The sequence below is a fragment of the Chryseobacterium sp. CS2K3 genome, assembly GCF_059515185.1.
The window spans coordinates 125,222-141,308 of sequence record NZ_JCAKRW010000002.1 but is presented as its reverse complement, the minus strand read 5'-3'; the positions used below and the strand labels follow the sequence as shown (position 1 = coordinate 141,308).

The following is a 16,087-nucleotide window of genomic DNA, read 5'->3' as shown; positions in this document are numbered from 1 at the left end:
ATCTTTGTTTCAATAAACTTTTACAGAACATAAGAATGGAAAAAAGCAGGTATCCGAAGTTTACTTTCACATGGTGGGGTGCTGTTACTTTAGTGGTAGGATTATTGGTAGGAACAATGGCTGTTTCTTTATTCAGTGCTTTTTGGAAAGTAGTTTTTAGGGAAAATATTGAGCTTAAAGATTGGTTTCTGATGGTTGCCAATTCTGTAGGTTTCGTTACAGCAATTGCTTTCTTCGATTTCTTTATTGTAAGAAGAACAACTCAAAAGAAACTTAATTTTAACCTTTCTTCAGTTAATTTTTATACCTATCTTCTCATTTTCCCAATGATGGCGGGAATGATGTTTATTTCAGAGTTTATTACCTCCTTAATCCCGACTTCAGGACCGTTCTTCGGTGATTTTTATGAATATTTTACCCAATTAATGAGCCAATTGACGGATGATCCTGTTATTATGATCATTATGACCGTAATTTTGGCACCTGTTTTTGAGGAAGTTATATTCAGAGGAATCATTCAGAAAGGATTGATCAATAAAGGAACCGAACCCTGGAAAGCTATTTTATATGCTGCCATTATCTTTGGAATAGTACATGGAAATCCTTGGCAGTTCATCAGCGCTGTCATGCTGGGATGTGTTCTGGGATTGGTGTATCATAAAACAAAATCTTTACTGATGCCTATATTACTGCACGCGTTTAACAACCTTACGTTGTCATTGCTGGTGCTGTATGGTAAGGAAGAGAGTTTTGCAAAAGTTTTTAATGTTTCAGAATGGCTTATATTGGCAGCAGGATTAATACTTTTTTCCCTGTTTTACTATCTTTTTATGAAGAAATATAAAGTGCATTACTCTGAAATTTAAGTGAATATCAGCTAAAAAAGTAAAATTGAAAATGAATATAGACATGGAATTATTGGTAGCCACACACAACGAACATAAAAAAGAAGAGATTCAACAGATTTTAGGAAATGATTGTATCGTGAAAAGCCTTACGGACTACAATATTCATGAGGAGATTGTAGAAGATGGAGATTCTTTTCATGCCAATGCTTTAATCAAGGCAAAATATTGTTTTGAAAAAACAGGAGTTCCAAGTTTAGGGGATGACAGTGGTTTAGTAGTGGAGTCTTTAGATGGAAGACCGGGAATTTTCTCGGCACGTTATGCAGGAGACCATGATTTTGCTAAAAATATCGAAAAGGTATTGGAGGAAATGACTGGGATAGAGAACAGAAAAGCTTATTTTGTGACCGTTTTATGTTATTATGACGAAAACGGAGCCCAATACTTTGAAGGTAGAGTTCATGGAAATCTGCTGACTGAAAATAAAGGTTTCAAAGGATTCGGATATGATCCTATTTTTGTTCCTGAAGGGCATGAAAAAACCTTCGCAGAAATGAATCCTGAAGATAAAAATAAAATCAGCCACCGTAAGCAGGCATTAGATCTGTTTATGGATTTTTTAAAGGTTGCTGAATAACAGAAGCAGATTATACAAAACCATTTCTTTAAGAAGAGAAGTGGCTTTGTATGCTTATCCTTTTAAATCTGAAGGTAAAATATACGTTTTCAATTTTCTGTCGTACATTTGTTTATCATAAATTATTGATTTGAGTACTTATTTAACAATACTAGGTTTTAACTCGGCGATTCCTACCATCAATTCTTCACCAACGGCTCAGCTGCTGGAAATGGAAGAAAGACACTTCCTGATTGATTGCGGAGAAGGTACACAGGTACAGCTGAGAAAAGCAAAGGCAAGATTTTCAAAAATCAACCATATTTTTATTTCGCATCTTCATGGGGATCATTGCTTCGGGCTTCCCGGGCTTATTGCTTCGTTTCGTCTTTTAGGAAGAGAAAATCCATTGCATGTATATGGTCCGAAAGGAATAAAAAAAATGATGGAAACGATATTTCAGATCACAGAAACACATCGCGGTTTTGAAGTGGTGTATCATGAGCTGGATAAAGATTATTCCGAAAAAATTTACGAAGATAATAGAGTAGAAGTATATACTATTCCTTTGGATCACAGGATTTACTGTAACGGTTATCTTTTTAAGGAAAAGCCGAAAGACAGACATCTTAATATGAAGGAAATTGCTAAATACAGCGAAATTGAAAGCTGTGATTATCACAACATCAAAGCTGGAAAAGACTTTGTATTAAGTGATGGCTATGTTCTGAAAAATGAAATTCTGACGATTGATCCGGCTCCGTCTGTATCTTATGCATTTTGTAGTGATACCAGATATCTTGAATCGGTAATTCCGATCATTAAAAATGCAACGGTTCTCTATCACGAGTCCACATTTTTGCATGATTTAAAAGAAATGGCAGATTACACAGGACATACTACTGCACTGGAAGCTGCAACAATTGCTCAGAAAGCTCAGGTGGGAAAACTGATCCTTGGGCATTTTTCAAACAGATATGCAGATTTAACCGTATTTACCGATGAAGCGAGAAATATCTTTCCAAATTCATTCTTACCGAAGGCTTTGGAAAGTGTAAAAATTTAGATAAATATGCTGAAATTTGAAGAATTAAGAAGTTTTCTTGATGAAAAGGCTGATCAGTATAATGCTCCCGATTTTATTGAGAATGATCCGATACAGATTCCACACCGTTTTTCAGTAAAGCAGGACATTGAAATTGCAGGATTTCTTGCTGCAACCATTTCCTGGGGAAATAGAAAATCGATCATTAATTCTGCTAATAAAATGCTCGAAATCATGGGCAATTCACCCTATGATTTTGTGCTGAACTATTCTGAAAAAGATTTGAAAGATATTCAGGATAAAAGCATTCACAGAACCTTTAACGGACAGGATTTTTCTTATTTTATTAAACAATTTAACAGGATCTATAAAGAAAATGAAAGTCTGGAGAACCTGTTTGAAGTAAAAGATTCAGAAATTAATTTTCTCCATGCTATAGAAAGGTTTAGGACTGGTTTTCTGGAAACTGAAAAGCACAGAAGCCACAAACATATCAGCTCGCCTTATAAAAATTCATCCGCGAAAAGAATTATCATGTTCCTGAGATGGATGGTAAGAAAAGATAAACGTGGCGTAGATTTTGGAATCTGGGAAAATATTGATCAAAAATACCTGTCTATTCCATTGGATGTGCATACCGGTAATATTTCAAGAAAGCTGGGGCTTGTTTCAAGGACACAGAATGACTGGAAAACGGTAGAAGAATTAGATATTGCTATTAGAAAATTTGATGAAAAAGACCCGGCAAAATATGATTTCGCCTTGTTCGGATTAGGAGTAACCAAAGAGCTTATGTAAAAAAACTTAAAGGATGAAAAAATATAACGAAAAAACAGAGCTTCTTGAGAAAATAGCAGACAGTATTACTTCCTGGATCGGGTCTATTCAGTCCCTGATTGTGCATACTCTGCTGTTTATTACTTCGTTTTTGCTTCCGATGCTGAATATTGTAGATTTTGATAAAATGCTTCTTATTCTTACAACGGTACTTTCTCTGGAAGCTATTTATCTTGCTATTTTTATTCAGATGTCTGTTAATAAAAGTCATGAGAAAATTGAAGATATCCAGGAAGATATTGAGGAGATCAGTGAGGATATTGAAGATATTCAGGAAGATATTGAAGAAATCAGTGAGGATATTGAGGAAATTAGTGAAGACATTGAGGAAATCAATGAAGATATCGAGGATATTCAGGAAGATATTGAAGAGATCAATGAGGAAGAAGAAGATGAAGATCATAATGAAAGAGCAAGAAATGTCATGCTGAAAAGCAATGTAAGTTCAAACAAAAATGAAATAAAAGCTTTAAAGGATATCATTTCTCAGCTTAAAGATGAAATCAAAGAGCTGAAGAAAGACGAATAGTCTATAAAAAGTACAATTTATATAGTGAAAAACAGATCCGTTTAACAGATCTGTTTTTTTATGGCTGAAATTTTATTTTTTTTACGGAAAACATAAAAATAAAAAATATTTATTATGAATATGTTGGGTTAATTGATGAATAATTGTCTGTGAAACAGGATTTGTATAGATGTTTTTGTTATATTTGAAGAAATGAAATTAAAATGTTGAACTATAGATTAAAAAACTACTTTTTTCTTTTAGCGTTTTTATTGGCTTCTGTTCCTGCATTTTCACAACAAAAATCTGGTCGGAATGATAGGAATGCAGCAGATGCAAGACCTTCAAGAGCAAATTTGAGAGCAGGTGCTTTTATTGATGTGAATGTACCCTCTTATACTGAATCCGGCTATACACCTGAGCAGCTTGTAAAAGATATTTTGATCAATGGCGGAACCTCCTGTACGGCTGCTAATGTTTCAAACGTTACAGTAAGCCCTAATAATGCGGTGTCTGATGAAAATAGATTTTGGGGCTATTTTAACAAAGGAACTACTAATTTTCCCTTTAAAGATGGAATTGTATTAAGTACGGGTTATGCTAAAGAAGCTGGAAACGAATTCATCTCTTTGCTAAGTCAGAATGTAAATACCGGAAGTGACCCTGATCTTGTAGCGGCTACCAATCCGACTGTAACGCTGAAAAATGCTGTAGCCCTTGAATTTGATTTTATTCCCAATTCTACCCAGGTAAAATTTAATTATATATTCGCCTCAGAAGAATATACTTCGGATTTTCCTTGTTCAGATTATTCAGATGCTTTTGCATTATTGCTGAAGAAGGTAGGAGATCCTACTTATGTAAACCTGGCTGTATTACCAGGAACAGCAGGTCCGGTAAGTGCAACCAATATTGTCCCTGCAGGTAATGGATTCAGCTGTGGTCCGATCAATGAAGCTTACTTTGGAGGGATGAATAAACCTCACTTAGGTATTAACTTTTACGGGAGAACTATTCCATTGACGGCAACAGCTGATGTAATTCCGGGACAGATTTATCATTTTAAAATGGTTCTTGCTGATGCACAGGATACAGGTCATGATTCTGCCGTTTTCCTTGAAGGTGGATCGTTTGATATAGGAATTAAAATCGTGGACGAAGCTGGAGTAGGCTTACCGGGAACTATCAATGTTTGTGATAACCAACCTAAAGTATTGAAAGCTCAGGTAGCTACAATTCCGGGAATGACATTCCAATGGTACAAAGATGGCGTTGCAATTCCCGGGGCAACCAACGCTACCTATATTGCTACCGAACCTGGCGTTTACACCGTAAAAGTAATGATCCCTGGAAATCAATGTCCGGGAGAAGCTACGATTAAAATTATTGGCGGAACAAGTCCTACTGTTCAAGCAGCTGTATTAAAGCTTTGTACAACTCCTACAGTGACGACATTTAATTTAGAAGATGCCAAACCATTGATCAGTACAACTCAGGGAGCGGTATTCCGTTTTTATGCTAATCTGACAGATGCGCAGGCTCAAAATAATAACTATATTACCAATCTTACGAATTATAATGGAACAGACGGGCAAGTACTGCATGTTTGGGTTTCTAATGGAGTATTCTGTAGCAGAATAACCACTTTAACTTTAAGAAAAGAGGCAACTCCTATAGTAACACTTACTGCTCCAAGATTAAAAATCTGTGAAGGAGAATCTTTACTGCTAACGGCATCAGGCGGGGTAACTTACGAATGGAGCGATTCTTCCTCTACCAATGGAATCAGAACAGTAAATCCTACTCAAACTACAACTTATACCGTGTATGCTATCGGAGCGCAGGGATGTAAATCTTTAGTTCCGGCAACTATTACGGTTGAAGTGGTTCCAGCTATTGTTTCTACTTTAAAAGGTGGTCATATCTGTCAGGGAGATAAAATTCTTCTGAATGCAGGTTCGGGTCCTTCATATACTTACCAGTGGAGTACCGGTGAGACAACTCAGTCAATTACAGTGGATACTCCGGGAGAATACAGCGTTACAATCAGTAATGGAGTATGTTCCAAAGAGTTTAAAACGAAGGTTATTAAAGCCGTTGTTCCCGAAGTAATCAATGTAGATTATAATGATAAGGGAACAATGATTCTTACAGCGAGTAATCCTAGTAACGGAGTATTGGAATATTCCGTGGATAATGGAATTACCTGGCAGGCTTCCAATGTATTTACAGACGTTCCGAAAAACAAAATAATATCTATCCGTGTAAGAGTAAAATATACAAGCTGTGAAGGCTTCCTTGAGTTCTTTACTTTTGTCATGAAAAATGTGATTACTCCAAACGGTGATAATATTAATGATATTATTGATTTCAGAGGAATAAGTAGCTATAAAGATTTCAGTGGTAAAGTTTTTGATCGCTACGGAAGAGAAGTATTTAAGGCAGAGAAGATCAGACCCTATTGGGACGGATATTTCCAAGGTAAAAGATTGCCTACTGCGTCATACTGGTATCAGGTTACCTATGAAGACCCTGCAAGTAAGCTCCTTACGGTGAAAACAGGATGGATACTCCTTAAAAATATAGAGTAATTTTAAACTATACATAAAAGACTGGCAAATATGTCAGTCTTTTTTTATGATTATCAAATAAATAAAATTGATATTCTACCATAAATAAATTTGAATTAGTAATAATGTAAAATGAGTTAAGTTGAATTTTAATTAAAAAAAATAGTATTTTTGTTTAAAACAATATAAAATGTTAAATAGGAGGACGGGGAATTTATTTTTAGCGTTATTTTTTGCTTTTATTGGAAACATTGTTTTTGCTCAAAACAGAGGGAGAACACAGGAAGTTAGGAGACCTAATCCTGCCACATTGAGAGCAGGAGCATTTATAGACGTAAACGCAGCCAGCTATCCTGAATCCGGTTATACTATTACTCAGCTGGTAAAAGACGTGCTTATATCAGGAGGAGCCTGCGCTAACTCTAATATAACCAATGTATCTGTTTCTCCGAATTTATCAGCAAGTAGTTCAAATAGAAGCTGGGGCTTTTTTAGTAAAGGAAATACAAATTTTCCCTTCAGCAGGGGAGTTCTTCTTTCTACGGGATTTGCAAATAAAGCAGGAAACATATCCCAAGGTGATTTGAATGATGTTCTCGGAACTGGAGGAGATAATGACCTTGCAGCAGCATTAGGGCTTGCTCCTACTGATTTAAAAGATGCTACTTATATTGAATTTGACTTCGTAGCTGTTTCAACAGAAATTACATTCAGATATTTATTTGCTTCCAAAGAATACCAAAATGGCTTCCCATGTACCATTAGTGACGGTTTTGCATTGTTATTGAAAAAAGTAGGTGATCCTACTTATACAAATATGGCTGTTCTTCCAGGAGGTGCCGGACCGGTAAGTATTACAAATATTCACCCTGCCATTAATGTGGACCCTTATTGTAGTGCTGTAAATGAACAATACTTCGGAGGATACAACCCTAATAATATTGAAACAAATTTTAGCGGAAGAACAGTTCCGCTTGTTGCAAAAGCAGCAGTAATTCCTGGACAAACCTATCATTTTAAAATGGTGCTTTCTGATTATCAGGATACAAGTTTTGATTCCGCCGTGTTTTTAGAAGCAGGATCGTTTGATATTGGAGTAAAGATTTTAGGGGAAGGGGGTGTTCAGCTTCCGAACTCTGTAAACATGTGTGATAACAGTCCGCAGACCTTTACTGCCTCTGTTCAGGTCCCTAATGTAACTTATCAGTGGTTTTTAAATAATAATCCTATCCCGGGTGCAAATCAGGCAAGTTATACCGCAACACAGCCAGGGGTGTACACTGTTAAAGTATATATTCAAGGAAGTTCCTGTCCCGGAGAAGCTTCTGTTACTGTTGTAGGTGGAACATCGCCTACGGTTCAGAATTCAACATTAACAGCCTGTTATACTGCGGGAAATGCAATATTTAACTTACCTTCAGCACAATCAGCTATAAGTACAACACCAGGAGCTGTTTTTTCATATTATACAACATTTGCTGATGCTAATGCCGGAAATAACAGTACAATACCAAGTCCTGCAACATATTCAAGTGCGGGAGGACAGACCGTATATGTGAGAGTGAGCAATGGGTTCTGTTCAAAAGTTGCAGAACTGCAGCTTGTTAAAGCTCCGCAGATGACAGCTACTATTGCACCTCCAACGGTATTGACATGCGCTAATTCTCAGATCACGCTGGATGCATCTGCTTCAGTTTCCCCTGCAGGATCTACGTTTGCCTGGACTACTACGGGTGGTTTTATTGTTTCAGGAGGAAATACTTTAAATCCTGTCATCAACGCTCCGGGAACATATACTTTGACAATTTCAAAAACTTATCAGCCGGGCAATATAAATTGTACAGCTGTAGCAAACGTTGTGGTAACAGGAAACAGTGCCCCTCCGATGACAACACTTACATCGCCTAAGCTGAAGATCTGTAAAGGTGAATCCGTAGTGTTAACGGCTTCGGGAGGAGTTACTTATAATTGGGGGAATGGGCTTTCCGGAAATGGAAATACACAAACGGTATCTCCTACCACTACCACTACCTATACAGTAACAGCAGTAGGTTCCAATGGTTGTGCTTCTCAGAATCCGGGTACTTTGACGATTGAAGTATCAGAACCATTTACCCCACAGAATGCGACATTGCACAAATGTTATCAGCCGGGGCTTACTTTTGACCTTACAGAAGCACAGCCGCAGATTACAAATATTCCAGGAATTACTTTTACTTATTATGTGAATCAGGCAGACGCCAATGCAGCTAACGGGAGCTTTATTGCAACGCCTACAACATATACTGCTCCAGGAAATCAAACCATTTATGTTTTAGTAAGTAACGGCGGATGTAGCTATGTTGTCTCTTTACAATTAATAAAAACTGATGAAACTACTTTAACTATAAATGCTCCTCAAACAATTACCTGTACAACACCTCAGGTTACTTTGAATGCTAATACCTCCGTTATTCCGGCAGGATCTACCATTGCCTGGACTACTACTGGAGGAACTATTGTTTCGGGTGGTAATACGCTTACCCCTGTAGTAAGTGCAGGAGGAACTTATACACTCACGGTTACTAATGTATCCCAACCAGGAAATTTAAGCTGTTCATATACTTCAACGGTAACTGTAACACAGGATACCGTAGTACCAACATCAGCATTGGTATCGTCGCAACCACGTATCTGTGAAGGAGAATCCGTAACCCTGACAGCTTCAGGAGGAGCTACTTATATCTGGGGAAATGGACTGACAGGAAATGGAAGCACCCAAGTAGTATCACCTACCAATACTACTGTTTACACAGTAACCGCTGTAGGAGCTAACGGATGTGTATCTGCTACTCCTGCAACAGTGACAGTTCAGGTAGGACCACCTATCGCAGGGCTTACAGCATCTAAAATAAAGATTTGTGAAGGAGAATCTGTAACATTAACGGCTTCAGGAGGTTTTACTTACAGCTGGGGAAATGGTCTTACTGGAAATGGTAATACTCAGGTAGTGACACCTGCGATAACTACTACATATTCTGTGCATGCATTAGGAGGAAACGGATGTAGTTCTATAAATCCTGCCACTGTGCAAATTGAAGTAGTTCCTGCTATTGTCTCTACATTACAAGATGTTTTCGTGTGTGCCGGAGATAGTGGAACTCTTGATGCCGGACCAGGGGTTAATTATACTTATCTTTGGAATACAGGAGCTACAACCCGAACGATTACAACAAATCTCCCGGGAACTTATTCTGTGACAATCAGCAATGGAGTATGCTCAAAGGTTTTCACAGCTCAGTTGATCAATCCTGATCTTCCTCAAATTATCAATGTTGTTTATGAAAAGAATGTACTTACTCTTACAGCAAGTAATCCTAGCGGAGGAACTTTAGAGTATTCAGCAGATGGCGGTACAACATGGCAGTCTTCAAACGTATTTTATAATATTTTAAATAATGCCATGTATCATTTAATGGTTCGTGTGAAAGATGCAAAATGTGGTACTTCTATAGATTATTATACATTGATAATAAGCAATGCAATTACTCCTAATATGGACGGCATAAACGATACTATTGATTTCTCAGGAATCAGTGGGTATAAAGATTTTGCAGCATCAATTTTTGACAGATATGGCGCTGAGGTCTTTAAAGCAACAAAGAATGAAGCTATATGGAGAGGATCTCTGAAAGGAATAAATCTGCCTACAGGTACTTATTGGTACAGAGCTCAGTGGGAAAACCCTGCCAGCAAAAAACTGGAAGAACGTTCCGGTTGGATCCTGTTGAAAAATAGAAACTAAACAGTTAATAAAATAATAATTAGCAAAGCCTTCCAGATTCGGAGGGCTTTGTCTTTTTTATAGGAATTAGTCTTTACTCTTAAAAATAATGTAGAATATCATATTTAATATATAGTAATGGTAAAAGTAATTGTATGTTTTTTTATAAATTATTAATTTTCAAAAAGATATAGATGCAAAGGTTTAAGAAGACTTCTTTATAAGTATAAATATTAAAAGCTATTTAAAATTGTATAATGAGGAAATTAACTATAAGATGTATGTTTTTTTATATTTTTATTGTAAAAAATATAAATATGTATATGGTATGTTTAAAAAAAAATTAAATTTGTTGAAACAAAAATATTATGAGAAGATATCTACCGCTTTGTTTACTTTTTCTGGTCGTCTCGACCTTTTTATTTTCACAAACCCAAACCCCGCCACCCAGAAAAGGGGTGAGGGAAACCCTTACCGCAGCATCCAGAAGAGCAGGAGCTTTTATTGATGTAAATGCTCCAGGGTACACAGAATCCGCTTTTGATATAGAAAAATTAGTAAAAGATGTTTTAATTTCATCAGGGACTAATACCTGTGTTACTCCGAATGTGACCAATGTAAAGATCACTCCAAATCACGCGGTAGGAAATGCAAACAGATCATGGGGGTATTTTCATAAAGGAACAACCAATTTCCCTTTCAAAGATGGAATCGTACTTTCTACAGGATTTGCAAAAAATGCTGGAAACACAGGGATAGCAGCAACTCTTGAAGATATAAACGGTGGAGGTACAGATGCTGACCTTGCACAAGCAATAGGGGTAACATCAAGTAATTTAAAAGATGCTGTACTTTTAGAATTTGATTTTGTTCCTACAACTTCGCAGATTAAGTTTAATTACTTATTAGCGTCTGAAGAATATACTTTAAGCTTTCCTTGTAATTTTGCAGATGCTTTTGCGATATTATTAAAACCTACATCTGGAGGTCCTTATGTGAATATGGCTGTGCTTCCTGGAGGAGCAGGGCCGGTAAGTATTACCAATATTCACCCGGCAATTCCTGGAGGGTGTCCAGCAGTGAATGAAATGTATTTTGGAGGGTATAATAACGCTAATATTGAAACAAATTTTAACGGTAGAACAATACCTCTTACTGCTGTAGCTAATGTAACGGCAGGACAGGAATATCACTTTAAAATGGTAGTGGCAGATTACACTGACTATAGATATGATACTGCCGTATTCCTTGAAGGAGGATCTTTCAATATCGGAGTGGAACTTTTAGACCCAAGTGGTGCAAAGTTACCATCTGATATTAATGTTTGTGACAACGTTCCTCAAGTAATAACAGCTTCTGTAAGTGATCCTAATTTATTATACAAATGGTATCATAACGGAGTAGTAGTACCAAACGCTAACACTAATAGTATTACAGCTACACAACCAGGAACTTATACCATTGAAGTTAGTTTACCTGGAAATCCTTGTCCCGGAACTGCCTCAATAGAAATTCATGGTGGAACAACACCACAGGCAAATAATGCTACATTATTGCTTTGTACCACACCCGATATCACAACTTTTGATTTAAGTACAATTAAACCATCCATTAGTACCACCCCTGGAGCGGTCTTCAAATTTTATGAAGATCAGGACGATGCTATTGCACAAAACAATGATTATATACAAAATATCCTTAATTATAATGGTAATGACGGACAGATATTGTATGTATTAGTTTCAAATGGTGCGTTCTGTAGTAAAATTGTTGAATTAACACTATTAAAAGAAACAACACCTACAGCTAAAGTAAAATCTTCCAGAATAAAAATCTGTCCGGGAGAATCTGTGACATTAAGTGCAGAAGGAGGAGATACTTACCAATGGGTAAACTTTCCCGGAACTGGAAATGCGCAAACTGTTACTTTATACCAGACGACGATATTTACAGTATACGCTGTTGGAGCAAAAGGATGTAGATCATTAAATCCTGCAACAATAAGAATTGAAGTTACCCCTGAAATTACCTCACCTTTAGCAGATGTCGAAATGTGTCGTGATGATCGTGTTACTTTAGATGCAGGTGCCGGTACTAACTATAAATATCTATGGAGTACAGGTGCTAAAACACAAAAGATCGATGTAGATGAGTGGGGGATTTATACCGTAGAAATAGACAATGGAACTTGTAAGAAAGTATTTTCTGCAAATGTAATGGGAGCTGCCAAACCTTATGTAATAGGATTGAATTACGAAAGTATTAAAAAGACTCTTACTGTTACAGCTGAAAACCCACCTATGAATAATTTGCCAAGTACCTTGGAATATTCTATCGATAACGGAATTACATGGCAGTCGTCAAATGTATTTACCAACCTTCTGGATAATACAAACTATATGATTATGGTAAGAAGAGTAGGGACTCATTGTGTAGGCACATTAGAATTCTTTACATTACAGATCAATAATATCATTACTCCTAATGAAGATGGAATTAACGATGTTCTGGATCTTACGGCACTTACAGGGTTTAAAAACTTTACAGGCTCTATTCATGACAGATACGGAGTTGAAATATTCAAATTCTCCAAAGAAACGCCAATCTGGAATGGTACAGTAGGCGGGAAGAGATTACCTTCTGCAACGTACTGGTATAAGTTTAATTTTGAATATCCAAAATCAAAAGCTCAGATGGATTGGTCCGGATGGATCATGTTGAAAAACAGAGAATAAACTTTAAATATGTAAAAAGCCTTTCAGTTTTACTGAAAGGCTTTTTTTGAACCGAAAAAATAAAGCTTCTGATATCAGAAGCTTTATTTATATCTATCTTATTGATTTTCTTTCCAAAGATTCGCAAAAGAAATGAAATCAGAAACGCTGAGTTCTTCCGCTCTTTTATCTAAAAATTCATGACCTTTTAAAGCTTCAGGAATATTTAAGGTTTTTAAAGCATTAGACAGTTTTTTCCTTCTTTGATTGAAACCAGTCTTTACGATTTGTTTGAAAAGAATCTCGTTACCAGCCAAACCTTCCTTCGGATTTCTTGTAAGTCTGATAACACCGGACTTTACCTTTGGTGGCGGATTAAAGACATTTTCATGAACGGTAAACATATATGATACATCATAATATGCCTGGATCAGGACTGAAAGGATACCATAATCCTTGGTTCTCGGTACAGCTGCTGTTCTTTCAGCAACCTCTTTCTGAAACATTCCTACCATCTCAGGAATCAGTTCATAGTGATCTACAATCTGGAATAGTATCTGTGAAGAGATATTGTAAGGGAAATTACCAATAATGGCAATCTGATCATCTTTAATAAAATTAAAGTCCTGTTTCAGGAAATCACCTACAAAAGTATCTTCTGTAACCTTGGAATAATTGTTTTTTAGATATTCAATAGATTCCGTGTCGATCTCGGCAAGATAGATCTTTTGGTCTTTTTCAAGAAGATATTTAGTAAGTACACCCATTCCCGGACCTACCTCCATGATATTATTATAGTTCTCAAAACTAAGACCTTCTACGATTTTTCTTGCGATGTTTTCATCTGTCAGGAAGTGCTGCCCAAGATGTTTTTTTGCTTTTACACTCAAAGTTTTTTATGATTTTATTAACAATGATTTTCTTTTTTTCGTCCCAAATTTCGGAAGTTTTTTTCTATTTTAGCCAAAAATTTTAATATTAATGGCTAAATCTGTAGATGAGTTTAATAAGAAAAGGCTTCGGTCCAGCAATATTACAGTAGTGATAAGTATTGCCTTAGTGTTATTTTTGTTGGGATTAATGGGGCTTATTTTAATTAATGCTCAAAAGTATTCTGACTATATCAAAGAACAGTTGGTGGTGAACGCCTACTTTGATGAAAATTATGACGCAAAAGATTCTGTAAAAATTGCAAAACTAGAGGAAGAAACTTTTAAAAAGGTACAGACGTTAGCTCCTGTAAAAAAAGCGACCTATATCTCAAGAAGTATGGCTGCGAAAGAGGCAAAGAAAAGCATGGGAATTGATAGTGATGCATTGTTTGAAGAAAATATCTTCCCTTCATCTATCGAAGTAGCTTTGAAGCCTGAATATGTAGATCCTGCAAAAATTGATGAGGCGATTAAGGTGATCAAGTCTGTTCCTGGAATTATTGATGTGAAAAACGACAGTACCTTGATGGTAGACGTTTACAATAACCTGAGCAGAATTTTAAAGTGGATTTTCGGATTCTCAATATTATTTTTAGTATTGGCTGTTGTATTGATCAACAACTCTATCCGTCTGAAAATATTCTCTAAGAGATTTATCATTAAAACAATGCAGCTGGTAGGAGCAAAAAGAAGATTTATCCTTAAGCCGTTTATCATTGAAGCCATTATTTTAGGAGCTATAGGCTCTGTAATTGGTCTTATTGCATTAGGTGGTGTATGGTATTACTTCACAAGTCAGATCGGTTCAGCTTTCGTACAGGACAACAATCAGTACTTCTGGTTAGTGATCCTGGTATTGGGAGTAGGAATTTTTATTTCTGTCTTAAGTACAATTTTCGCTACATGGAGATTCTTAAAATCAAACGTTGACGATTTATATTACTCTTAAAAATGAGCAAAAAAACAAATAAAATTTCCGCTTCAAACTTTGGAAATGAAGCAGAAGTGCCACAGGAAAATACATTCTATTTCGGACAGCAGAACTTCAAATGGATGCTGATAGGATTAGCATTTATTGTAGTAGGATTCCTATTGATGATGGGACCGGATGCCAATACCGTAGACGGAAAATTTGATCCGAATGTATGGAATGATGATATCTTTTCTATCAGAAGAATCAGAATTGCACCTTTATTTGTTGTTATAGGTTTTGTCATAGAAGTTTATGCAATCTTAAAGAGAAAATAAATAAAATAATTTTATTTAAGGATTAAAAAATTTAAGAATTAAAAGATTAAATATTAATTTGAAAATGTTGTAGGTAATGCACCTTCATTTATCAATTGATTAATATTTATTTAGGCATATCGCCAGTCTTTCAATTCTTAAATCTTTTAATCTTTTAATTTTTAAAGGAATATGGATTTAATTAAAGCAATTATTATTGCCATTGTAGAAGGGTTAACGGAGTATCTTCCGATTTCATCTACAGCACACATGGGATTCACTGCCAATTTATTGGGAATGCCGGATGATGAATTTTTAAAAATGTTTCAGGTTTCCATCCAGTTTGGGGCAATTTTGTCTGTAGTGGTAGCTTACTGGAAAAAGTTTTTTGATTTAAATAATATTCAGTTTTATTTCAAACTGGCTTTTGCAGTAGTTCCTGCATTGGTTTTAGGATATTTATTCGATGATAAAATTGAAGCCGTTCTTGGAAATCAGATTGCAATTTCTTCTGTATTGGTGCTCGGGGGAGTTGTTTTACTCTTTGCCGATAAATGGTTTAAAAACCCTACAATTGATGACGAAAAAGGAATTACGATAAAAAAAGCGGTTACCATCGGTTTCTGGCAATGTCTGGCGATGATGCCGGGAACGAGCCGTAGTGCAGCCTCTATAATTGGAGGAATGACGCAGGGGCTTACCAGAAAGGCAGCAGCTGAGTTCTCTTTCTTCCTTGCAGTTCCTACCATGCTTGCTGTAACCGTATATTCTGTTTTTGTGAAGACTTGGGGAAAAGAAACTCCGAACCCGCAAAAAGGATATGAAATGATCATGGCATCACAGGATCACATTATGATTTTCATTATTGGAAATGTGGTGGCATTTGTAGTTGCACTTATCGCAATCAAAGCTTTCATTGGAGTTCTTAATAAGTATGGTTTCAAACCTTGGGGATGGTACCGAATCTTTGTAGGAATCGCTTTACTAATTTATTTTTATTTCTTTAAATAAAAAATATAATCTCCAT

Annotated in this window: 12 protein-coding genes; 11 read left to right on the top strand and 1 reads right to left on the bottom strand. The window is 36.2% G+C overall.

Features of this window, described 5'->3' with window-relative positions; translation table 11 throughout:
- The first annotated feature begins 35 nt into the window (after positions 1-35).
- From AC5YGG_RS03795 to AC5YGG_RS03760, 8 genes are all read left to right on the top strand, one after another.
- Entirely contained in the window at positions 36-866 is an 831-nt protein-coding gene (locus AC5YGG_RS03795; protein ID WP_496143113.1) for a CPBP family intramembrane glutamic endopeptidase, read from the top strand.
- A 31-nt stretch (positions 867-897) separates the two neighbouring features.
- Positions 898-1,485 (top strand): RdgB/HAM1 family non-canonical purine NTP pyrophosphatase, encoded by a 588-nt coding sequence (rdgB, locus tag AC5YGG_RS03790; protein WP_496143111.1) that lies wholly within the window; start codon positions 898-900, stop codon positions 1,483-1,485.
- Positions 1,486-1,615: 130 nt separating this feature from the next.
- A complete protein-coding gene (locus AC5YGG_RS03785) occupies positions 1,616-2,530 on the top strand; it encodes a ribonuclease Z (protein ID WP_496143109.1) in 915 nt (304 codons plus the stop codon).
- Between the two features lie 6 nt (positions 2,531-2,536).
- Complete coding sequence (locus AC5YGG_RS03780; protein ID WP_496143108.1) at positions 2,537-3,307, top strand: TIGR02757 family protein; 771 nt, start codon at positions 2,537-2,539, stop codon at positions 3,305-3,307.
- 13 nt (positions 3,308-3,320) lie between these two features.
- Positions 3,321-3,875, top strand: coding sequence for a DUF1003 domain-containing protein (locus AC5YGG_RS03775; protein WP_496143107.1), 555 nt, complete (start codon positions 3,321-3,323; stop codon positions 3,873-3,875).
- A gap of 203 nt (positions 3,876-4,078) precedes the next feature.
- Positions 4,079-6,445 carry a choice-of-anchor L domain-containing protein gene (locus tag AC5YGG_RS03770; RefSeq protein ID WP_496143105.1) on the top strand — a complete coding sequence of 789 codons (2,367 nt, stop codon included), beginning with the start codon at positions 4,079-4,081 and terminating at the stop codon, positions 6,443-6,445.
- A 169-nt stretch (positions 6,446-6,614) separates the two neighbouring features.
- The gene (locus tag AC5YGG_RS03765; RefSeq protein WP_496143104.1) at positions 6,615-10,208 is read left to right on the top strand and encodes a choice-of-anchor L domain-containing protein; all 3,594 of its coding nucleotides are present in this window, start codon (positions 6,615-6,617) and stop codon (positions 10,206-10,208) included.
- Positions 10,209-10,555: 347 nt separating this feature from the next.
- On the top strand, positions 10,556-12,922 hold the full coding sequence (locus AC5YGG_RS03760) for a choice-of-anchor L domain-containing protein (RefSeq protein ID WP_496143102.1): 2,367 nt from the start codon (positions 10,556-10,558) through the stop codon (positions 12,920-12,922).
- A 98-nt stretch (positions 12,923-13,020) separates the two neighbouring features.
- Here the strand turns inward: AC5YGG_RS03760 and rsmA are convergent, their stop codons facing one another.
- The gene (gene rsmA / locus AC5YGG_RS03755) at positions 13,021-13,791 is read right to left on the bottom strand and encodes a 16S rRNA (adenine(1518)-N(6)/adenine(1519)-N(6))-dimethyltransferase RsmA (protein WP_496143101.1); all 771 of its coding nucleotides are present in this window, start codon (positions 13,789-13,791) and stop codon (positions 13,021-13,023) included.
- Between the two features lie 91 nt (positions 13,792-13,882).
- Between rsmA and AC5YGG_RS03750 the strand changes: the two genes are divergently transcribed.
- From AC5YGG_RS03750 to AC5YGG_RS03740, 3 genes are all read left to right on the top strand, one after another.
- On the top strand, positions 13,883-14,782 hold the full coding sequence (locus AC5YGG_RS03750) for a cell division protein FtsX (RefSeq protein ID WP_496143100.1): 900 nt from the start codon (positions 13,883-13,885) through the stop codon (positions 14,780-14,782).
- A gap of 2 nt (positions 14,783-14,784) precedes the next feature.
- Positions 14,785-15,081 carry a DUF3098 domain-containing protein gene (locus AC5YGG_RS03745; RefSeq protein WP_185116869.1) on the top strand — a complete coding sequence of 99 codons (297 nt, stop codon included), beginning with the start codon at positions 14,785-14,787 and terminating at the stop codon, positions 15,079-15,081.
- Positions 15,082-15,252: 171 nt separating this feature from the next.
- The gene (locus AC5YGG_RS03740) at positions 15,253-16,071 is read left to right on the top strand and encodes an undecaprenyl-diphosphate phosphatase (protein WP_496143099.1); all 819 of its coding nucleotides are present in this window, start codon (positions 15,253-15,255) and stop codon (positions 16,069-16,071) included.
- Positions 16,072-16,087 lie beyond the last annotated feature (16 nt).